This is a genomic window from Gracilibacillus phocaeensis, from assembly GCF_900626275.1.
GTDB classification, from domain to species: Bacteria; Bacillota; Bacilli; order Bacillales; family Amphibacillaceae; genus Gracilibacillus; species Gracilibacillus timonensis.
In genome coordinates this window covers 40,062-61,151 of the sequence record NZ_LR131144.1, presented here as the reverse complement: position 1 = coordinate 61,151, position 21,090 = coordinate 40,062, and the positions used below count along the sequence as shown (strand labels likewise).

The 21,090-nt window shown below is 37.6% G+C and carries 19 protein-coding genes; 2 read left to right on the top strand and 17 right to left on the bottom strand.

Features of this window, described 5'->3' with window-relative positions; genetic code table 11:
- Positions 1-12: 12 nt before the first annotated feature.
- The 4 genes from E0E32_RS08185 to E0E32_RS08170 all read right to left on the bottom strand — a co-directional run bounded on the left by E0E32_RS08185 (position 13) and on the right by E0E32_RS08170 (position 4,441).
- Positions 13-837, bottom strand: coding sequence for a carbohydrate ABC transporter permease (locus tag E0E32_RS08185; protein WP_130859546.1), 825 nt, complete (start codon positions 835-837; stop codon positions 13-15).
- Positions 834-1,697, bottom strand: coding sequence for a carbohydrate ABC transporter permease (locus E0E32_RS08180; RefSeq protein WP_130859545.1), 864 nt, complete (start codon positions 1,695-1,697; stop codon positions 834-836). The genes E0E32_RS08185 and E0E32_RS08180 overlap by 4 nt, the downstream gene beginning before the upstream one ends.
- Positions 1,698-1,768: 71 nt before the next feature.
- Positions 1,769-3,046 carry an ABC transporter substrate-binding protein gene (locus tag E0E32_RS08175; protein ID WP_130859544.1) on the bottom strand — a complete coding sequence of 426 codons (1,278 nt, stop codon included), beginning with the start codon at positions 3,044-3,046 and terminating at the stop codon, positions 1,769-1,771.
- Positions 3,047-3,394: 348 nt separating this feature from the next.
- Positions 3,395-4,441: a LacI family DNA-binding transcriptional regulator gene (locus tag E0E32_RS08170; protein ID WP_165444998.1), complete on the bottom strand. Its 1,047-nt coding sequence runs from the start codon at positions 4,439-4,441 to the stop codon at positions 3,395-3,397.
- Between the two features lie 475 nt (positions 4,442-4,916).
- On the opposite strand from E0E32_RS08170, the gene E0E32_RS08165 reads away from it, so the two are divergent.
- Complete coding sequence (locus tag E0E32_RS08165) at positions 4,917-6,404, top strand: alpha-glucosidase/alpha-galactosidase (RefSeq protein ID WP_130859542.1); 1,488 nt, start codon at positions 4,917-4,919, stop codon at positions 6,402-6,404.
- 169 nt (positions 6,405-6,573) lie between these two features.
- Here the strand turns inward: E0E32_RS08165 and E0E32_RS08160 are convergent, their stop codons facing one another.
- The 12 genes from E0E32_RS08160 to E0E32_RS08110 all read right to left on the bottom strand — a co-directional run bounded on the left by E0E32_RS08160 (position 6,574) and on the right by E0E32_RS08110 (position 19,334).
- The gene (locus tag E0E32_RS08160) at positions 6,574-7,713 is read right to left on the bottom strand and encodes an ROK family transcriptional regulator (protein ID WP_165444997.1); all 1,140 of its coding nucleotides are present in this window, start codon (positions 7,711-7,713) and stop codon (positions 6,574-6,576) included.
- Positions 7,714-7,743: 30 nt separating this feature from the next.
- Positions 7,744-8,496 (bottom strand): sugar isomerase domain-containing protein, encoded by a 753-nt coding sequence (locus E0E32_RS08155; RefSeq protein ID WP_130859540.1) that lies wholly within the window; start codon positions 8,494-8,496, stop codon positions 7,744-7,746.
- Positions 8,497-8,499: 3 nt separating this feature from the next.
- Entirely contained in the window at positions 8,500-9,648 is a 1,149-nt protein-coding gene (locus tag E0E32_RS08150; RefSeq protein WP_130860167.1) for an N-acetylglucosamine-6-phosphate deacetylase, read from the bottom strand.
- Positions 9,638-10,405 (bottom strand): glucosamine-6-phosphate deaminase, encoded by a 768-nt coding sequence (locus E0E32_RS08145; protein WP_066191434.1) that lies wholly within the window; start codon positions 10,403-10,405, stop codon positions 9,638-9,640. The genes E0E32_RS08150 and E0E32_RS08145 overlap by 11 nt, the downstream gene beginning before the upstream one ends.
- Positions 10,402-11,646, bottom strand: a complete 1,245-nt coding sequence (locus E0E32_RS08140) for a neutral/alkaline non-lysosomal ceramidase N-terminal domain-containing protein (protein WP_130859539.1) — start codon at positions 11,644-11,646, stop codon at positions 10,402-10,404. Before E0E32_RS08140 ends, E0E32_RS08145 begins: the two co-directional genes overlap by 4 nt.
- Complete coding sequence (locus E0E32_RS08135) at positions 11,647-12,879, bottom strand: AGE family epimerase/isomerase (protein ID WP_130859538.1); 1,233 nt, start codon at positions 12,877-12,879, stop codon at positions 11,647-11,649.
- A gap of 12 nt (positions 12,880-12,891) precedes the next feature.
- Positions 12,892-14,364, bottom strand: coding sequence for a sodium:solute symporter family protein (locus tag E0E32_RS08130; RefSeq protein ID WP_130859537.1), 1,473 nt, complete (start codon positions 14,362-14,364; stop codon positions 12,892-12,894).
- A 222-nt stretch (positions 14,365-14,586) separates the two neighbouring features.
- A complete protein-coding gene (locus E0E32_RS08125) occupies positions 14,587-16,212 on the bottom strand; it encodes an extracellular solute-binding protein (RefSeq protein ID WP_130859536.1) in 1,626 nt (541 codons plus the stop codon).
- Between the two features lie 25 nt (positions 16,213-16,237).
- Complete coding sequence (locus tag E0E32_RS08120; protein WP_130859535.1) at positions 16,238-17,128, bottom strand: carbohydrate ABC transporter permease; 891 nt, start codon at positions 17,126-17,128, stop codon at positions 16,238-16,240.
- 15 nt (positions 17,129-17,143) lie between these two features.
- Positions 17,144-18,100 (bottom strand): ABC transporter permease, encoded by a 957-nt coding sequence (locus tag E0E32_RS08115; RefSeq protein WP_130859534.1) that lies wholly within the window; start codon positions 18,098-18,100, stop codon positions 17,144-17,146.
- A 354-nt stretch (positions 18,101-18,454) separates the two neighbouring features.
- Positions 18,455-18,613 carry a hypothetical protein gene (locus E0E32_RS22145; protein ID WP_161485699.1) on the bottom strand — a complete coding sequence of 53 codons (159 nt, stop codon included), beginning with the start codon at positions 18,611-18,613 and terminating at the stop codon, positions 18,455-18,457.
- A 103-nt stretch (positions 18,614-18,716) separates the two neighbouring features.
- Positions 18,717-19,334 (bottom strand): YesL family protein, encoded by a 618-nt coding sequence (locus tag E0E32_RS08110; RefSeq protein WP_066191414.1) that lies wholly within the window; start codon positions 19,332-19,334, stop codon positions 18,717-18,719.
- 279 nt (positions 19,335-19,613) lie between these two features.
- On the opposite strand from E0E32_RS08110, the gene E0E32_RS22140 reads away from it, so the two are divergent.
- Positions 19,614-19,772: a hypothetical protein gene (locus tag E0E32_RS22140; RefSeq protein WP_165444996.1), complete on the top strand. Its 159-nt coding sequence runs from the start codon at positions 19,614-19,616 to the stop codon at positions 19,770-19,772.
- On the opposite strand, the gene E0E32_RS08105 is transcribed toward E0E32_RS22140, so the two are convergent.
- Complete coding sequence (locus E0E32_RS08105; RefSeq protein WP_286171845.1) at positions 19,752-21,050, bottom strand: ABC transporter substrate-binding protein; 1,299 nt, start codon at positions 21,048-21,050, stop codon at positions 19,752-19,754. The genes E0E32_RS22140 and E0E32_RS08105 overlap by 21 nt on opposite strands.
- Between the last annotated feature and the right edge of the window lie 40 nt (positions 21,051-21,090).

Sequence of the window (21,090 nt, the reverse complement as noted above, 5' to 3'; positions counted from 1 at the left end):
CTCTCCTCCAATTTATTTAACAGCTCCGTCTGAAATACCATCAATAATATATTTTTGTAAAAACATATACAATGCAATGATTGGAATCATAGCTATAACCAAAGCTGCTAGAGCTAGGTGCCACTGAGTGGAATATTCTCCAAAAAAGTAAAATGTTCTAAGTGGTATGGTATACATACCTTCTTTATTAATAACAATGGATGGCAATAAATAATCGTTCCAAAACCATATCGCATTTAGTACAATTACTGTGACTGTTGTCGATTTCAACATTGGTAAAATAATACGCCAATACACTTGAAATCTATTACATCCATCTATTATCGCTGCTTCATCCAACGCTTTAGGTATACTTTTCATGGCCCCAACATAAAGAAAAACGGCTAAACTGGAACCAAGGCCTAAATACATAATAGATAAGCCAGTTCTGTTCAACATGTCTATCGCTCCAAATATAGAAACTAAAGGAATCATAATAGACTGGAATGGAATTAACATACATATTGCAAATAGAAAATAAATTAGAGAACTAGTTTTACTCGGCCTTCGCGATAGAGCATATGCAGCCATTGAAGTAAAAACAACAATAAGAAATATACTTCCTCCCGTGATTACTACAGAATTAAAAAAAGTTAAAGTAAAATCTAGTTCCTCAAATGCTGTTGGATAGTTTTCCATAGTTGGTTCACTTGGTAAAGAAAGCGTGCTCTCAAAAATGCCCGCTTTTGTTTTGATAGAATTAACTAACACTAAATAAAAAGGGTATATCCATAATAAAGAAATAACTGTCCCTATAAACACCATCATGTATTTGTGCATACGTTCTTTATTTCTCATAGCTCTGTCTCCTTTTTGCGCGTTATATAGAGTTGGATAACAGAAATAAGTGTAATAATAATTAGAAATACAATCGCTTTAGATTGCGCATATCCCATATCTTGAACTTTAAAAGCCGTATCATAAATATTCATTGTAGCCATTTTTGTTGAACCAAATGGCCCACCCGCCGTTAATGCCATATTTTGATCATATACTTTAAAAGCGTTAGACAATGTCAAAAATAAACTAACTGTAAAAGCTGGAATAATAAGTGGGAATTTCACCCGCCAAAAGCTTTGCCATTTATTTGCACCATCTATCGTTGCAGCTTCTAATAATTCTTTAGGGACATTATTTAAAAATGAAACATAGATCACCATGATATAACCACTCATTTGCCAAACAAACAAGATCACTAATCCCCAAAAACCAGTTTGAGTATCGGACAACCATCCTCTAAAGAAATCTAATCCTGTAATATCCGCCATTCCAGTGAAAGCCTTAAGAAAGATAAATTGCCAGATAAACCCTAATATAATTCCACCAATAAGATTCGGCATAAAATAAATCGTACGAAATAGAGTACTTACCTTACCTAATTTTTGTGTAACTAATACGGCAAAACCTAAACCAATAACATTTATTCCAATGACTGAAGCAACGGAGAATCCAGCTGTAAATTGTAAACTATAGAGAAACTCAGAATCTGAGATTAAATCAATATAGTTTTGAAATCCTACGAATTCAGATATTTGAAATCCATTATATTCAGTGAAAGAATAGTACACTCCTTGAAAAAAAGGAAGAACTAACACTATTAAAAGAGCTAGCAATGTAGGTAACAAAAATAACCAGTAGGTACGATTTTTAAAAGTCATGTTTTTCACTCCTTTATTCCTAGAATATGATGGAACAAGTTAAATAACTTGTTCCATCAGCCAGGAAAACATTAGCGCATATCTGTAAATGATTGGCTGGTATTTTCTTTGAACTCTTCCCAGCTTTGCTGTCCATCTAAATATTTTTGAAATTCAGGAAACAGCGCTTCTGAGAAAAAGCCATCTGGATACTGATTATTAGCCCATATCCCTACTTGTTCATCTAATACCATCTCGTATATTTCTTTCGATGTAGGATCTGCAATCAAATCCGTATCGTATCCTTCATGAGCCGGTATATATTGAAAATCTTCTACAATCAATTCTTTACCCGTATCAGATGTGTACATCCAATCCAAAAATTTCTTTGCTTCTTCTACTTCTTCATCATCTTTTTCCCCGTTAACTCCCCAATACCAAGATGGTCCTGCTACAATCTTGCCTTCAGTATCTGACTCTACAAACAAAGGCAAAATACCTAACTTCTCTTCTGCAAAACTTTCATCCATACTGTTTAAAGTAGGTACTATCCAGTTACCTTGATGAACTATGGCAACTCGATCATTTGTAAAGAGCTCTTCCACTGAAGTACTGTAATCTAAAGATAATATTGGCTGTACATTATATTGATTAACTAAGTCTGTATATTCTTTCATTCTATCGCCATACTCAAAATTCAATTCGTCAGTTGCATAACCAACCGCTTCATCATGATCGAATTCAGGACTGGTGAAGTGACTGGAGTATTGACTTACTACCCAATCTTCCATTCCGCTAAATCCAAAGACGGCGTCTATTCCTAATTCTTCTTTTTGAGCATCGATAGTTTCTACTGCTTCTACAAACACTTCATAGCTGTTTATGGTTGTAGGGTCCACGCCAGCTCTTTCAAAAACATCTTTATTAATCATCCATCCATATCCCTCAATGTTTAAAGGAATACCGTAAGGCGTGTCATCAATTGATACACCATTTAACGTTCCATCTATTGCTTGTTCTGCGCTTTCCATATCAGAAACATCTAATAAATAGTCTTGATATTTCTCTACATCTGACAATCCACCCAATAAGAAAATAGAAGGTTCTTCATTAGATGAGAATTTAGCTTGTAAGGCAGAAGCAGCATCTTGCCCTCCGCCAACTGTAGTTACATTAATCCTAACATTGTCATTCTCGCTCTCATAAATATCTACTAAATTATCTAATTGTTCCGTTGTTTCCACTTTAATATTGAATACATCTAATACTATTTCATCTCCACTCGCGCCACTGTTATCGCTTCCATTAGAACCACAAGCTGCTAAAAAACTTAATAAAATTAATAATACAAAAGATATTTTAAATTTCATATTAATCCTCCTCGTATAATATTTTTTAATGGTGACGCTATTAAAATCCTAACACTAACACCAAAAAAGAAGTACGTACCTCAAAAACTTTTAAAAAAGAGATGAATAACACATAAGTAAGTGTTTTCATCAATTCGAATATAATAGAAGTATAAAACAACAAATGAGGTACGTCAATCATTTTTTTGTTTATCAGTTGAATTTTCATAGTATGAAACAAATCTGTCAAAGCATTTCTAAATAACTAAGTACAATTAAATGCACACAATAACAAACCGTTTGTCTATTTGAATTTATTACTATACAAGTGAATATACAACTTTAATTCAAGCTATATCATTTGATTAATTAATTTCTTATATAATATTTAGCATTTGCTTTAGTAACTATTTCTGGTTTAACAATATGTGAAGAAATTGGTGGTGAATTTCCTTCTAACAAATATGTATATATTTTCTTTAGAGCAAATGTAGCCTGCGCCACTGGATCTTGACATATAGAAGCGGTTATAATCTCTTTATCAAACCCTTGATATATTTGTTTATTTATATCATGACCAATCAAAATCGGTTTTTTGCCCCATTTTTCTACGATTTGAATCACTTTATCCAACAAGCCCCCGGCAATATAAATGGCATCGGCTTTCATAATAGAATTCGTATATCGATCAAGTAAACTTTCTAATCTTTTTTCTTCGATGTAAGCCGTCGTATCATATTTTATATCTACTACTTGAATATTTTTATCCATTTTATTAATATAATCCTTGAAGCCATTTTCTTTCTTAATCATTTGAAAAGTATTTTCTTCTTCCCTAATTAGAATTACATTTGGTGTTTTTTTAGTGAATAAGTGAATTAGCTCGCCTGCTAAATAACCAAAATCATAATAATCACTTCCTACATAAGCAATACGATTACTATTAGGCACATCTGTATTAATGGTAAAAACTGCTACCCCCTGCTCCATCGCTCTATTAATTACAGACTCTAGTGGTTTAGCATCATGAGCAGCTATCACAATAGCCTCATATTGTGCTTCAAGCAATACATTTTCTATATATTCAACTTGATTATTATTTGGCACAGTATCTACACGACGAACCTCAACTATTAATCCAAAATCTTGATATAATTTAGCTCCCTCTTTTATCTCTTGATCTAAGTCATCCCAAAAATAATCTGGAAACTTGGGAAGAATAAATGCCACCTTGGTGATTTTTTGAGTTGCCAGAAACTTTGCTGCTTTGTTTGATCTATAACCTAATTCATTTGCTTTTGTTTTTACCTTCTCTACTGTTTTGGCACTTACTCCTTGTCTGTTATTCAATACTCGATCGACAGTAGCCATAGATATACCCAATTCTTCTGCAATTTGTTTTGTTGTAACACGCATGTTATCCCACCTTTTCCGAAGATATTCTCTTTTTTTATCTATCATTTATGGTCAAGCAACTTTCATCTTCTAATGTTTATCATAATATATTACTTGGAGCAAAATCTATAAAAAATCACTACATATTTCCGCTTAATTTAAATAAAGAATACATGCTTATCCCTGGAGATTTAACCAACCTGACAACTCGTTTATAATTACAGATTTTTATACAAGTTAGATCATAATTAACTATTCCTTTCTTAATTGATTCTAATAATTGTACCATTTTTCGCACCAAAATCTATGGTAACCTTTTTTTACATAATATTATAACTTCACGTCGGTCATTTCATCTTATGTGTCGTTATCTGTAAATCATAATTTAAGTTAGAATTTTATACAAAAATAACAACACTAGTTATAAATACGTAAGCGCTTTTATATATTAAATGTTATAGTATACCTATCATAAAAAAATAAGGAGGGTTTTCCTATCTCATTTAAAATAACATTTATAGGCGCAGGAAGTATTGGTTTTACAAGGGGGCTACTGAGGGATATCTTATCCGTCCCTGAATTTAAAGAAATTGAGGTTGCTTTCACCGACATTAGTGAGAAAAATTTAGATATGGTGACCCAGCTCTGTCAACGTGATGTCGACGAGAATGGGCTCTCGATTCAGATCAAAGCTACTACTAATCGACGCGAAGCATTGAAAGATGCAAAATATATATTTAATGTCGTGCGGATCGGTGGATTGGAAGCTTTCAAACATGATATTGAGATTCCATTAAAATATGGGGTGGATCAATGTGTTGGTGATACCCTATGTGCTGGCGGGATTATGTATGGGCAGCGTGGCATTGCTGAAATGTTAGAAATTTGTAAGGATATTCGTGAAGTTGCTTATGAGCAGTGCCTGCTGTTGAACTACGCTAATCCAATGGCTATGATGACTTGGGCATGTAACACATATGGCGGTGTACATACAATTGGGCTATGTCATGGTGTGCAGAATGGGCATAAACAAATTGCTGAAGCATTGGGAAGAGAGAAAGAAGAAGTCGATATCATTTGCGCAGGGATTAACCATCAAACATGGTATATCCAGGTTCAAACCGATGGCGAAGATCGCACTGCTGACTTATTAGAGGCATTTGAACAACATCCCGAGTATAGTCAAGAAGAGAAGGTCCGCATTGATATGCTGCGCCGCTTCGGTTATTTCAGTACCGAATCTAACGGACACTTAAGCGAGTACTTGCCTTGGTACCGCAAGCGCCCGGAAGAAATTAACGAGTGGATTGACTTAAGCACATGGATCAATGGGGAAACAGGCGGTTACTTAAGGGTTTGTACCGAGGGACGTCATTGGTTTGAAACAGACTTTCCCAATTGGTTAAAAGAACCTGCATTTGAGTATAAAGAAGATAATAGAGGCCAAGAACATGGCTCCTATATTTTAGAAGGTTTAGAAACCGGGAGAACGTACCGTGGTCACTTCAATTATATCAATCAAGGAGTGATTGCTAATTTACCTGATGATGCTGTCATCGAAGCACCCGGTTATGTCGATCGAAACGGGATTAATATGCCACTTGTTGGCGACTTACCGCTTGGGCCAGCAGCTGTTTGTAATGCCAGTATTTCTGTACAAAGGCTGGCTGTGGAAGCAGCAGTTCACGGTGATGATTATCTTTTACGACAAGCCATGATGATGGATCCATTGGTTGGGGCCGTTTGTAATCCAAAAGAGATTTGGCAAATGGTTGATGAATTCTTAGTTGCGCAGGAGCAGTGGCTGCCGCAATATAAAATAGCTACCGCAGCTGCCAAAGACCGCTTGCAAAACGAGGAGTTAATACCTACTAAAGATTATCAGGGAGCAGCCAGAATGCATGTGAAAACGGTTGATGAGATGGCACAAAATCGCGAAGAAGCCGTTAAAAATGCAGGAGAAGCGGATAAAGGAGATTTTTAAAATGAACAGGCAGAAAAATGATTTTAAACAACTGCTTTCAACATCATTTTGAAACCTAGATTAGTAAAATAGAATATTTCAAAAACAATTGAGCTACACTACTACCAAAGGATAACAACAAGACGTCTATCGGTAATAACAACCGATAGACGTCTTTACCACCAACGAACTATGTATGAAACGATAACTTGTTATGTTCAAAATCAAGGAATACAGACAATGCAGCTCCCGTGACTTGATCATACGTCTTCTTTTGAAACTGGATATTTGTCATCATCAATGGGATTTGTAAAGCCGATAATCGCACCCTCTCCATGCAGGCATTCGTAAATGCTTGGGAAGCGTTGTAAGGAGAGTCGATAATAATTTGATCTGGATTCATCAGGTGAATAATATGGATTAGTGCTTTGCCAAGGTAATTGCCAAATTCATTGGCTATCACTTCCACTTCCTCTGAATGGATATCTTGTAGTGGTAATTCTACCTTCTTTCCCCTCGTTTCTTGTATTCGTTTGGCAAATGCCAGCTCACTAATCAATACTTCTAGACATCCGTTTTGACCGCAAGTGCAAAGCGGACCATTATCCTTTACGGAAATATGTCCAATTTCCCCTGCTGTCCAGCTTCCTCCACTCAATATCTGGTGATGATCAATAAATGCACCACCAACTCCTTCGCTCACCTGAAGAAAAAATATACTTTTTTCTGACGTTGCAACATCTTGTTCTATACTTTGCAAGGCGTTCATTCTCACCCTATTTTGAATTCGAACAGGGATCGCCAAACCATATTCTTTATTGAGGTCAAATAACTCATTCCTCCATCCTAACCTTGCTGATTCATATACAATCGACTGATCGCAATTAACAATACCTGGTATAGCAACCCCTACACCTACAATGTTACTATACCGACCTTGAATGTCCTTAATGACAGAGACAATGGTATCTTTCGTCTGTTCTATATGTTGACACGAACAATCTATTTTTTGATTCTCTAATATATCACCATTGTAATGCATCACGGTTACTTGAATATGATCATCGTTCACTAAAACGCCAATTGATTGGTATGCTGATTCTGCCAATTGAAGCGTAATTTTTGGTCTTCCTTTAGAAGACTGCCCATTTATTCCCACCTCTTCTATCAAACCGGCAATCATTAGCTCTTCTACAATCAGGGAAACCGTATTTTTGCTTACCCCCATTTGAGCAACAAGGTCTTTTCGCGATGTTTGCTTATATCTTCTTACTAAAGACAATAATTTGCGCTTATTTACTTCTCTTAATATTCCAGTACCTTTTGACACAGTCATACACTCCTCAGAGCATCATTGACATTATAAATGCTTCATCTTACCTTGGAATCGACCCAAGAATTGTTGATTCCATTCATCTCCTCCTGTTGCGTTACCACTTTTCCAAATCGGTGGTTCCACTTCTTGAGCATTCAATAACTTCGTTGTCTGCATGGTTATCGAATTCATGATAAAGGCGTTAACAAAGGTAGAAATGGCACCAACTTTTTGTTCCACTCCTTCAATGGAAATCACCGCGTCGCCAACTTGCACTTTAGAATCCACATGTATGTCAACAATGTCATGTAAATTTTTCTTAGATGGATGGCGAGCAGGATGTGTTGCTGGTGTATCTTTCGCATGTTCTACCGATGATATACCAATCACCTTAGCCCCTCGTTGTTTTGCCTCAATAGCCGATTCAATAACGGTTGTATTGATGCCATATGCGTTTACTAAAATCAGCAAATCGCCATCACCTATTTGATAGTTATCCATCACTATTTTACCATATCCAGGTGTTCGCTCAATGGCCATCGAACGAAGTGCTCCGCTACTAAGTAATGTACCTTCATCTAGTATCGCGTTGGCATGCATTAAACCACCGGCTCGAAAAAACACTTCTTGTGATGCTAAATTGGAATGACCTCCCGGACCATAGACAAAAAATGTGCGATCCTTTTCAATATGCTGTGCTACTGCTTCAGCAGCTTCTTGGATATGTTCTTCTTCTGTTTGTATAATTGCTTCTAAATAGGTTTGAATCTCTTTATAATAATCTAACATAATTTGCATCTTTTATCCTTCCTTTCTATTTAATAGTGGTATTCCTTCTTTGTACGTTTCCATCACCTGATTCGTTTCTTTATTATAAATGACCAAATCGGCAGGTGCTCCGATGGATAGTCCCCGCTGTTGAGGTAGGTTTAATAACTTGGCAGGGAGGATGGAAGCTTTATCCCAAGCCTCTGCAAACTCTGTAATACCTGTATGAATAAGATGGTGAATTCCCTGAAGCAAGTTCATAGCCGATCCCGCTAGAAGCTTCGGGTTATCTTTTAGATGCAACCTTCCCTCTTTCGTTAACACTACTTTTCCTCCTACTGGAGATGTATAGCTTCCTGGAGGTAATCCAGCAAGCGCTACACTGTCACTTACTAAAACCATCTGATCACCCTTTACTTGATGAATGACCTTCAATACAGAAGCAGGTAGATGATGTCCATCTGAAATAACAGAAGCAGATAAATCATCCTCTGCCAACTGGTCCCATAGGTAATTAGGATGCCTTGGCAATAACACATGGGCTCCGTTACCAAGATGAGTCGACAAACTGGAACCGGCGTTAACTGCTTTTCGAATATCATCGCTATTGGCAGCTGTATGACCTATGGCCGTGATTACGCCTTCATCTTTCGCCTTTTCAATAAACAGGGGAGCTTCTTCCCATTCGGGTGATAAGGTAACTAGTTTTATTTTTCCATTTGCTTTACGTTGCAGATGAGAGAACTCTTGCCAATTGGGCGCTCGGACAAAAGACTTATCATGAGCCCCACGTGGTCCATCTTCGGTTGAAATATAGGGCCCCTCCAAATGAAAACCACCAATCGTCGAAGCCTCTAATGGATCAAGTATCTTCACCGATTCATGAAACAGATCAGCTAACTTTTCAAAAGAATTAGTGATGATGGTAGGGTAAAAGGTAGTCACACCATGTTTCGCCATATCCAACATAACTGTCTGCCACTCTTGTTGATTAAGGGGAGATTGATTAAAATCAATTCCCCTATAACCGTTGACTTGCATATCTACCAATCCTGGGGCAATGATATTATCAGAACTCTCTGCTCCTTTTACCGGCTGGATATTAGTAATGACACCATTATCCCATTCGATTGATTCTAGATCCTTCGTTTGATAGTTATATCCTATGATGTTATTTACCATCATTCACCACTCCAAAGGCTTCTCTATCCATCACTAAGTGGGCATCTGAGTGGATTCTTAAAATAGAAGCAGGGCATGCCGTACTTATTTCTCCTTTTAACATATGATAAACGGCTTGTGCTTTACGTTCTCCAGGTACCACACAAACCATGGATTTTGACGAAACTAAGGCAGGGATCGTTAACGTCCAAGCCATTTTTGGTACTTCATCAATCGTTGGAAAACAACCATCATTGACTTGTTGCTGCTTACATGTTTGATCAAGCTCTACTTGCTTTACTAGCTTAACATCATTAAAATCGGCAACCGGAGGGTCATTAAAAGCAATGTGACCATTCTCCCCAATTCCCAAACATACCAAATCAATAGGTGCCTCTTGCAGTAATCTTGTATATCGGATCGTTTCTTCTTCTGGATCAGCTAACGTATCAAAATAATGCATGTCTTTCATATTCACTTTATCTGCAATATTCTCTTTAATAAACACTGCAAATCGCTGATCTTTGTAGTTGGTTAAGCCAATGTATTCATCCATATGAAAACCGATTATCCTCGACCAATCGATAGATGAATCACTGGTTAGCTCGTCAATAAATTCTAGTTGTGATGGGGCAGCGGCAAATATGATTCTTACCTCTTCTTTCTTGGACAAAGCCTGCTTTATCCGTTCTGCAGCCAATGCTGCGGCTGTTCTCCCCATTTCATGTCGATTCTCACAAACATAGTAAGATAACTTATCTATTCGTTGCTGTATCATATGTTATTCATCCTTTCATCATTCATTAACGTTCTCATCTTGCTTTTTATTTGTGTTTCAAGGGAAGGATCATAAGGTAACGGCAAACCAAAGTAGAAGATAGAATCATAGGACTCATATCCCCCTTCCTCCATTTGGTTAGCCGTTGGAACATATCCTACCATCCCATTTGCATACCCTAAAGGAAGGACATTCTCATCCAAGGTTTTCAAATATAAACCATATTGATGTACCAGTTCCCCATTACAGGCAAACAGCTTGAGTTCCTCAGATAATTGAATATATTGCAGTGTGAACGGAGGATGTGCATAATTCTTTGATAGTCTATTCCATTCATCAGCTAAATCAGCGGGAGGCTTTGGGTCGGCCCATTGATTAAACGGCAGCAACAAGCGCGTTTCCTTCACTTTAATCTCCCGGTCTAGATTGATAACAATAGGGGGCTTATGCAACATGTCCATAACAGCTTTTGAAAATGCTATTCCCAGATGATACATATCTGCTAATGATCCTCTGGTAAAAGACTCTCCCGTTACCAAATTAGGTCGAATATCTCCACAAAAACCTTGTAGATAGGCCACAATAGCTTTAGGACGTTTTTTCTCGATTTCTTCGCACAATATACCACAAAATTCACTAGATATTTCATTGGCATCGGTAATCGTTGGGTGACAGGTATAGTGGATCCAGATTGCTTTTACTTCTTCCTGTTTTGTCTGAAAAGTCAGTGCGGTAACAAGATTATCTGTTGATCCTTCCTTATTTGGTGCCATCACCACATCGTCCTCCATTATTTTGCGCCGATTCACTCCCATATGATAATTCATCGTTTGTTTAGATAATACTACTTCCTCTTGATTATTCATAGCTATATCTAAGCCTGCCCACACACCAGCTTGTATACTTGCTAAATAGGCAGCATCGCTTCTGCCAAGTGCTCTGCTGAATTTTCCGCTTGTTTGTGGACCAGAATGATTATGTGTGCCCTGCAAACAAATATATTTGCGATCAATTTGATATTTCTTTTCTATTTCGCTTTTCATAGCTTCTACCCATTGATCATCCCACCAAATCAAATCAGCTATCATATAGACAAACTGGCTTGAACTTGCTTGAAAATAGAATACTTTCAGCCATAACCGAGTAGCTACACTATCTGCCTTACCCTCTCTATGCGCAAAACCAGCAAGTTCTATCGGTGTATTTGGTGTAATATCTATTTTACTAACGCCTAGTTGCATTTATTTCTTCCTTTCTTGCAGCTCGATTAACAGAATAAAACTTCGAATAATATGAAAAGGGTCCTTCACCGGAAGTGCTACCACTTTTTCAAGTGGTGTGCCATCCCGACTTCGAATTTGGATCCATTCACGTATAGCAGGATCTGTTTGCGGAAAAGTAGCTAGCGCATAACGCTCGATCTGTTCATAATAATTCGTCCATTCTGTTTTTCCAGTAATGCTCTCCAATAGCTTTGTGGTATACAGTGCTTCTGCATGCGGCCACCATAGCTTTAAGTTCCATGTATCATGTATTAATTGTTCGTAAGGGGTGTCAATTAATATTCCAGTCGGCTCTCCACCCAGATGGTCAATAAACCTGAATAACCCACCATCTTGTTGATCCCATCCAAGTTCTAATGCCTGTTTAGCAACCTCTTCTATCTTTGTTATGGTCTCTTGCTTTTCCTGTTGTAACCCTTGCAACGAATGAAGCATAAACCAAACAGACTCCAAAGTGTGACCTGGGTTGATATGTCTTTCTAGTAACGTATCTCCTGCTGCTTGAGAATGTTTTAGTTCCTTGATCCGGCTACCTGTCACAAACTCATCAAGAATGCGGTTAATGAGAATAAGCTGATCCCTTTCTAAAGCTTGCTCATATTCTTTAGAAAAGGATGTTGCTGTGATATATAATTCTTGGGCAACATTGAGTAAGATCATCGCAATAGAATGAGAAGTGTATCCTTTAGGAATAGGATACGGATCGGATTTAAATGTTTGATGATCTATCCTATTATTTATTTTTTGATAGATGGCATAAGCATGCTCAAATACTTGTTTATCCTGCTGTAAATCGGCATAAGCATTACAGCCTAATACGTAAAAACAGTCCGCAAAGATACTGGTATCCATCTGATCAGCTATATGTCGTCCATCTCTCTCTACTGCAAATACGACATGCCGATTGTCCATTAAGGCATTCTTTCTTAAAAACTCGTAGGTCTGCTTAGCGACACGATTCCATTGAAAATCATCTGTGAGTCTGTTTTCGTTTTGTAATTGCTGTAATTTACAAGCAATCCATAAAAATCGACCCTGCGACCAAATATACTTCCTTTTACTAATCAGTTGTGCACCATCATTGGAAAAACAAGTATATACGCCGCCATATTCTGTGTCGATTGCTTTTTTCCAAAAAGGGAGCAACTGTTGACTTAACTCTGTTTGATATCGTTCTATTGGTTTATTCATCTAATCACCCTTTTAATCTTTACTTAAAGCGTAGACCATTTTTTCCACTTCCGGATTCATTTTCTTATTACGGTTTAACCATCCCATCACAATAAAAATAATAGCTGAAGTAAATACTGGTGCGCCAATCTCTATCGATAATGGAACCGTAACAGCATATTTCGTGATGACAAACATACACAAACCTGCTATCACTGAAGTAATCGCCGCCTTGGAGTCAGAATGTTTGAATATAGGAAAGAGACCAAATAACATAGGCACAGATATAGGCCCAACCAATGCCCCAAACCATGAAATAATTAACCCTAATACACCACCGAAATATTGATTTTGAATACCAATAATTAACGTTAGAAAAGTAAATATAAAGGTTGTTACTCGAGCAATTCTTAATGATTCCTTTTGTTTTAAATTTTTAAATTTAGTTGACAGAACGGGTAGAATATCTCTAGTAATAACAGCTGAAATCGTATTGGCATCAGAAGAAGTCATCGACATGGTTGCTGCAAAGAGACCGGCTAAGACCAGTCCGACTAATCCTGCTGGTAATAATTCTTGGGCCAACATCCCATATGACTGCGTTGGGTCTGAAATATTTGGTAAGATAAGAGGAGCTGCCCACATGGGATAAAACAGAAAGATTGGCCAAATCAAATATAAAACACCCGATAACAAAGCGCTTTTCTTCGCTTCTTTTGCACTAGGTGAGGAAATAAACCGTGTTGCCAAATTCCATGTTCCACCATTATAACTAAGAAAGACAACTAATAAATAGAAGAGAACATACCAGAAAGTATATGGTTCAAGAAATGGTTGGGAGTGTGAAGCTGGCAATTCTGACCAAATACCTATAAAACCATCCCATCCCCCACCAAAACGTTGGAGTACCACAAAAAACATAATTAACCCGGCTACCGCTTGAATAACAAATTGTGCAAAATCGGTCCAGATGTCTGCCCATAGACCGCCAATGGTAATATAAATAAGCGAAACAATACCAGACACGACCACGCCATAAATAATCGGTATTCCCGTAAACACATTTAATAAGATTCCAATAGCCGCCCATTTTGCACCAACATCAAACAACTTGAGAAGCACACCACACCATGCCATTAGCTGTTGGGTCGGCAAGTTATAACGAAGCTTCAAATATTCTGTCGGTGATTCGATATGATAATTGATTCGTAATCTAGACCATCTTGGGGCAAGTGTATACGCTCCAATAATAACTGCCACAAAGATTACCAATGCCCACCATACATAAAGACTGAAACCATGGGTATAAGCAAGACCTGCATAAGCGACAAACACCGCCCCGCTATAGCCTGACACATGGTGAGAGATTCCTGATAGCCACCATGGTAATTTACCTCCAGCCACATAAAAATCTTTGGAATCGCTTACTTTTTTGTAAGAATAAAAACCGATAAGTACCATCACAAGGACAAACAGCAAAATCACGAACCAATCCAACCCACTCATGAAGCATTTCTCCTTTTCCAAAGTATTTAGTCATAGACTATGATTAATTAAAAAGAAGTCTATCACATGTCTTTTTGATTGTAAAGACCTGATTTTAATAATGTATGATGCTTTTACCACTGTTAATACTTATTTTTATAATAAACAAAAAGAGCTGCCACAGCACATAATTCATGCATATCGTGACAACTCCTTCTATATATCTTGCAAATTTCAAGTTAACTATTCTGTCGCTTCTTCTTCTGCTTCCAAATTCCGATCATACGCATCTTGTTTGATTTGTAACCATTCTGGATAGCCTAAACGATCCAATTCAGCAAGATACTCTTCCCATTCTTCATCTGCCATACCATTGGTAATCCACTCGGCTTTTTTACGTTCTACGTAAGGGAATAAGTCTGCTTCAATTTCGGCACGTTGATCCAATTCATCTAGAGACATGAATACTGGTGGATAAATATTATCATTATTCATGTAAGGAACTAAGGTTTCGTGTAATTGATCCAATCTCCAAGCAGCATCATCTGGCATAGTTGTTACATTGCCATAATAACTATCCAAAACAGCTAAAGGACCACTAATGGATGTCTCTTCACGTAATTCAACGGGTGCTGTACCTTCTAACGGTAAGTGTTTTAACATTTCTTCATTTTCATCATATTCAAAAATATTCTGCTTTTCTTCATCCCCATAAGTACCCCAATTATTTTGGACAGATTGCAACGGTTCATATAGCTTATCAATCCATTTTGCTGTTAGTTCTAGATTTTCATTGGCTGATGTGATAACCATCTTGGATCGGTCAAAGCCCATTCCGTTTGAACGCGCCACATGTTTACGACCATCAGGTCCCTCTAATGGGGGTAACAATTCATAATCTTCCATTCCGGAAATGTTTGCTTTATCCCAAGTAAAGTATAAGCCGTAACGACCTTCTTTTCCTTTCGCTACATAGGTATTCCAATCTTGTTCAAAAGCTTCCACGTCGATTAAATCCAATTCATATAGTTCATTTAAATAATTGATGGCATCTTTATATCCCTCTTGTGCAGAGGTAAATAGCACTTCATCATCATTGGTAACAACGGTATGATCCCAATTCTCCCCCTCACCAAATGGAGAGAATAAGAAGGAAACATCTTCCCCGCCGTGGCTAATAATAAATGATAATGGAATCGTTTCGCCGTTTCCAGCCATATCATTTTCTTTAAAGGCTACTAAGGCTTCCTTTAATTCTTCCGTAGTGGATGGCATGTCTAAACCTAATTCCTCTAACCACTTCACATTAATCCATCCCGTTGCATCCAACGAGTGAATACTTTCTTTACCTGAACCTAATTCTTCAATCCAAGGAAAGGCATAAATATGTCCGTCGGGAGCGGTCATCATTGCCCGATACTCTGGTGCTTCTTCTAATACCGCTTGTAGATTTGGCATATACTGATCGATTAAATCTTCTACTGGGACAATCGCTTCATCATTGGCTAAATCTAATAATTCATAATCACTGTAAGCTGTGTTCATAATAGCATCTGGCAGGTCACCACTTGCAACTGCCAAGTTACGTTGTTCTGCAAAAGATTCTCCGGTATAGTTTTTCCAATCAATGTGAACTCCTGTTTCTTCTTCCAATCGTTGCAAGATTAGCTTGTCATTCGGATCTTCTGGAGCCATTGGTGAACTTTCGGTAATAAACTTCAGACTAACGTCTTCTTCCTCTACTGGGAACGTAATATCACTTAACTCATAATTCTCAGAGGAGGCTGAATCATCACTATTAGAACAACCCGCAATAATTAATAAACCAATAAACATGCTAACTGCTAAGTAACGATAAAAACTTCTCATTTTTTTACCCCTCGCTTTTTTTATATTATTTTAATGATCCGACCATAACACCCTTTTCAAAATATTTCTGGAAGAATGGATACATGATCATCAATGGTAAACTAGCTATCACAATCGCAGAATACTTGATCATTTCTGCAAGACGCTGCATTTCAGCCCTTGCCATTTGATCCCCAATCATACCGGGTTCGACTTCATTTTGAATCAATAGATCTCGTAAAATTAATTGCAATGGGTAAAGACTTCGATCCTCTAAATAGATCATCGCGTTAAAATAAGCATTCCATTGGCCGATAAAGGCATATAGGGCCAGTACAAAGATAATTGGTTTTGATAAGGGCAAGATAATACTTAGAAAAATCCTCGCATCTGAAGCCCCATCGATTCTTGCCGCTTCCTTCAAAGCATTTGGCAGCCCTTTAAAATAAGTCCTCGCCAAAATAATATTCCAAACCGTGATGGCTCCTGGCAAAATCATTGCCCATGGTGTGTTTAACATACCTAATTCTCTTACCAATAAATAAGTAGGAACCATACCACCATTAAAGAACATCGTAAAAATGAAATATAACATCAGAGCCCTTTTTCCTACTAAACTATCTACAGACAAGGAATAACCGGCCATAATAGTAAAAACCACGCCCACAAGGGTAAAGCCTGCAGCATATAAGATAGAGTTCAAAAAGCCCCTCATAATCGATCCATCTTGAAATATCTTGACATAACCATTGATGGTCCAATGGCTAGGGTCTAAGGAAATACCTTGTGTGAGTAGTACATCTGGTTGTAAAAAGGATCCCAATAGGACATACAATAGAGGAATTGTCACAATTAAAACGATGATACTCAACACAATCTTATTAAGAAGTAAAATGAACTTATCTGTCTTTGAGTTGTTAATTAATGAATTATTCATGGCACAGCCTCCTCTCTAATAAAGTGTTTCTCCATTAACTCGTTTCACAATCGTGTTAACTGCTATTAACAATACTAAACTGATAATCGAGTTAAATAACCCAATTGCCGCACCAAACGACCAATCTGCTTGTTGCAACCCTCGTTTGTACACATACGTATCAATAATTTCAGAAGCTGGTATATTCATCGATGTTTGAAGAAGATACGCCTTCTCAAAACCAATCGTCATAATACCGCCAACTGCTAAAATAAAGAGTACCGTCATGGTTGGTTTCAATGTCTGCAAATCAATATGGCGAATCCGCTGTAATAGAGAGGCCCCATCAATCGTTGCTGCATCATGTAACTGTGGATCTACATTAGATAATGCCGCTACATAAATAATCGAGGCAAACCCTGCACCCTGCCAGATTCCAGAAGCAATGAAGATCGTTCGAAAGTACCCTGGCTCTGACATAAACGATATGGGTCTATCTAATATAACGCTTAATAGAGCATTCAATGGACCAGCAGGAGATAGAAAGATAAAGATCATACCGGCAATTACCACTACGGAGATAAAGTGGGGTGCATAAATAATCAGTTGAATATTCTTTTTAATTTTTGCTCGTCTCACTTGGTTTAACATCAATGCCAAGATAACTGGAACAGGAAAACCAAATAGTAAATCAAAGGAACTCAACTTGATCGTATTCATAAATATCTGTTGGAAGTTAGGTGACTGTAAAAATGCTTGAAAATGTTCAAAGCCAACCCATTCGCTTCCTGCAATCCCTTTCAATGGACTGAAATCTTTAAAGGCGATAGATACTCCATACATCGGAATATAGTTAAAAATAAGTACCAAAATAAAGGCAGGCAGTAAAAAAAGATATAATACATAATTTTTTCTAATATAGCTTAGCGCACCTTGCTTATTCTTTACTCGAGGTGCCTTATTTGCTAGCGCGCCTGACTTTGATGAATTCATCAAAACCCCTTCTTTCTTTCTAGGCTTTCACCTAATTTGTATTGCTTCTGTATTTTTAATATATCAAAACTTGAAATCGTTTTATTTCAATTTCTTAGGGTGATGTTATTTAAAATCTTTGGGTTGTGTATTTTGGGAGAGAGTAGTCTTAAAGGATGGTTCAAAGTACATTATTTAGAACCATGGTAAGATCATCACCTAAAGAAAAGTGTATCTGACCATCTTTGTAATGGATTTTCGCTAAAAATACCCTTTAACCTTTTATAAAATAGAAAAAACCTCGCCGAAGCAAGGTTCTATCTATCCATGTATAGTTAACGAATGTTTGCAACCGTGTAAACAAGCACGATATCTCTAATCTTCTATAAATAAAGAGATAGTAATAATCGCCAAGATGCCAACACCAGTGCCAGCAACAATACTTGGAAATACTTGCTCGATAACTAATCCAACTGCCCAACCGATTAAAATAAAAGCTACAAATGACCAAAATTTTGCCGTTGCATATTTCATCCCTGTTACTTCCCCACTTCTACATGATGTTCGAACCCATTCACTATGATTTATGCGTCACACAATCGAGAGCAACGGGGATACGCTTCGCCATTTCCATCACTTAAGACTCTTGTATCACATTTGCTTTCGGAAAGGATAAGGTCGCAACCTTCATTACTATAAAACTCATCAAACTCATGCCTAGCACTAACACTAAAGAAGGAACCAACATATATAGAAATATAAGACCAGTTATTAATGCAATCAGCATAATCGTTTGAATGGGGCGAGCAATAGTAATAATACAGGCATATTGGAAATATTGTGACCATTTCAATTGAAAATGGACGAACACCGGAAAAATATATAAGGCAGCGATCAGGTAAAAAACGCCAATCACTAGGGTGAGATTAAACAAAATAACCTGTACATTGGACTGACTGATATTCTGAATAATCCGGAAATCTATTAATAAAAATAAACCAACTAAAAATACAACATAACCTATTTTATTAGCTCCCTTAAATTCTGTTTTATACTGCTTAACAAATTCGGAAAAGATGGCTGTATCCTCATCTTCCAGTATCATTTTTCTCAAGACAGAAAACAGAGCCACCGTTGCCGGGAAGAGTCCAAATACTACTAGCCCTAACAGCGTAAAAATGACCCATAGCATGTTTAATACAATCAGATTAAAGCCTAGATTTCCTACTCGCATATACCATCTTTTTTCAATCATTACGGCTCACCCTCTCCTTATATTCAATGTATCAAAAAAGGCAGCCAAAGGTTTATAATATTTTTGGATTATCGCTTATAATATTTTTGGCATTTGAGTCTATTAGAGGATGTTCAAAAAGACCAACAAAAATGACGCAGCGAATTTCTGCGTTGGCTATATAGGAACTTCTACTAAGACCGCCCACGTCCTATAGGCAACGCAGAAGTCAACACATCCTGCGTGAGTCCGTTCCTCATGTATTAAAAATACGTTCCGGTACCGGGAGACTGCGCCGCCTTGAACTTTCGACGTACAGGACGTACTAGTGTCGGCGTTGCAACAAATGGGTTCGGTGGGGCGAGTAATCGCAGTCCCAGGACGCCTGAGGTTTTAGCCAACGAGGTCCTATTTATCGGCATTTTTGAACACGCACTATCATGGTTCTATTTCTGCTAACCTTTGATTAATCGTCTCTACCGCCTCTGCGACAGATGTTTCTACATCCTGATTCGCCAGACCAATATTTTCAAACAATTCTTTAATAGCTCTACTTATCACAGGATAAGCTGGTGTCACTGGACGATTTTTCGAGTGTAAATATGCCTGTTCTGCAAAAATATTATAAGGATATTTATTATAAACCGGCAATGATTCAGCTACTGAATATCTAGCTGGGATATCGCCGGTAATCGTCACGTATTTTTTCGTTGCTTCATAACTAGTTACATAACGGATAAACTCCCATGCCTCTTCAGGATACTCGGTATTCGATGACATACCAAGCGCCCAACTCCCGTTAGGGGTCACTTGGTATTCTGCTTTGGGTAAAGGGGCAATACCGAAATCTTCTCCTAATACGAAACCATTGTTCTCAAACTCTGTAATAGCCCATGAACCCAAAACGGTCATCACTAGCTGATTTTTTTGGAAGGCTTCTGCTGGTATTTCACGTTCGGCCACCTTATCCTCGTGATACAAATCCTGATAAAATTGCAAGGCCGATATGGCTTCTGGAGAGTCTAAATAGCCACTTGCGGTGGTACCTTCTGGATTTAACACCTCCGCACCAAATTGCCAAAGAAACGGAAGCTTAAAATAAGCAGGTGCTTCCCCGTTGCCAAAGCCTTGGGCAGGATCAATTCCATAAACTCCGTCTTTCGGACTTTGGGCTGTCTTGACCATTTCTATTGTTTCTTCCCATGTCAACGGTTGAGATGGATCCTTTGATGGAAGAGAAATTCCGGCATCTTCTAATAATGGGATATTGTAATATAGAGCAATACTTGACTCAATCAAAGGCATTAAATATTGTTGGTCATTATAAATTAGTCCTTCCATTACCTGTTCGGAAAAGTCATCCTGCACGTCATCACTACTAGACAAATAATGATCTAATGGCGTAAGAACACCTGACTCTGCATATAAAGCTAGATATGGACTATCAATTGCCATTACATCTGGCCCTTTTTCGGTAACAATTTCTGTGCGCAGTTTCACCTCATAATTGTTATACTCCACATTTTGCATATTTACCGTTATATTTGGATGTATCTGATGAAAATCAGAAATGATCTGATTATACGCTTGATTTTCTGCTTCATTTCCATAGTTACGCCAAAAAGTGATCTCTACTTTATCTTCCGTTTGGGGCTCTTGCTCTGTTTCTTCTTCCTTTTCATTGAGCACAAATGGTTGAATCAATATAACGAAATAACCAATTATTCCTCCTATCATGAGCATAAATAAAATAGTATAGAACCTTTTTTTGGACATG

Bases quoted from the DNA above. Each gene is read 5' to 3' on its own strand.
- E0E32_RS08185 (WP_130859546.1), bottom strand. From the start codon at position 837: ATGAGAAATAAAGAACGTATGCACAAATACATGATGGTGTTTATAGGG.
- E0E32_RS08180 (WP_130859545.1), bottom strand. From the start codon at position 1,697: ATGACTTTTAAAAATCGTACCTACTGGTTATTTTTGTTACCTACATTG.
- E0E32_RS08175 (WP_130859544.1), bottom strand. From the start codon at position 3,046: ATGAAATTTAAAATATCTTTTGTATTATTAATTTTATTAAGTTTTTTA.
- E0E32_RS08170 (WP_165444998.1), bottom strand. From the start codon at position 4,441: ATGCGTGTTACAACAAAACAAATTGCAGAAGAATTGGGTATATCTATG.
- E0E32_RS08155 (WP_130859540.1), bottom strand. From the start codon at position 8,496: ATGCAAATTATGTTAGATTATTATAAAGAGATTCAAACCTATTTAGAA.
- E0E32_RS08150 (WP_130860167.1), bottom strand. From the start codon at position 9,648: ATGGTAAATAACATCATAGGATATAACTATCAAACGAAGGATCTAGAA.
- E0E32_RS08145 (WP_066191434.1), bottom strand. From the start codon at position 10,405: ATGATACAGCAACGAATAGATAAGTTATCTTACTATGTTTGTGAGAAT.
- E0E32_RS08140 (WP_130859539.1), bottom strand. From the start codon at position 11,646: ATGCAACTAGGCGTTAGTAAAATAGATATTACACCAAATACACCGATA.
- E0E32_RS08135 (WP_130859538.1), bottom strand. From the start codon at position 12,879: ATGAATAAACCAATAGAACGATATCAAACAGAGTTAAGTCAACAGTTG.
- E0E32_RS08130 (WP_130859537.1), bottom strand. From the start codon at position 14,364: ATGAGTGGGTTGGATTGGTTCGTGATTTTGCTGTTTGTCCTTGTGATG.
- E0E32_RS08125 (WP_130859536.1), bottom strand. From the start codon at position 16,212: ATGAGAAGTTTTTATCGTTACTTAGCAGTTAGCATGTTTATTGGTTTA.
- E0E32_RS08120 (WP_130859535.1), bottom strand. From the start codon at position 17,128: ATGAATAATTCATTAATTAACAACTCAAAGACAGATAAGTTCATTTTA.
- E0E32_RS08115 (WP_130859534.1), bottom strand. From the start codon at position 18,100: ATGAATTCATCAAAGTCAGGCGCGCTAGCAAATAAGGCACCTCGAGTA.
- E0E32_RS22145 (WP_161485699.1), bottom strand. From the start codon at position 18,613: ATGAAATATGCAACGGCAAAATTTTGGTCATTTGTAGCTTTTATTTTA.
- E0E32_RS08110 (WP_066191414.1), bottom strand. From the start codon at position 19,334: ATGATTGAAAAAAGATGGTATATGCGAGTAGGAAATCTAGGCTTTAAT.
- E0E32_RS08105 (WP_286171845.1), bottom strand. From the start codon at position 21,050: ATGATAGGAGGAATAATTGGTTATTTCGTTATATTGATTCAACCATTT.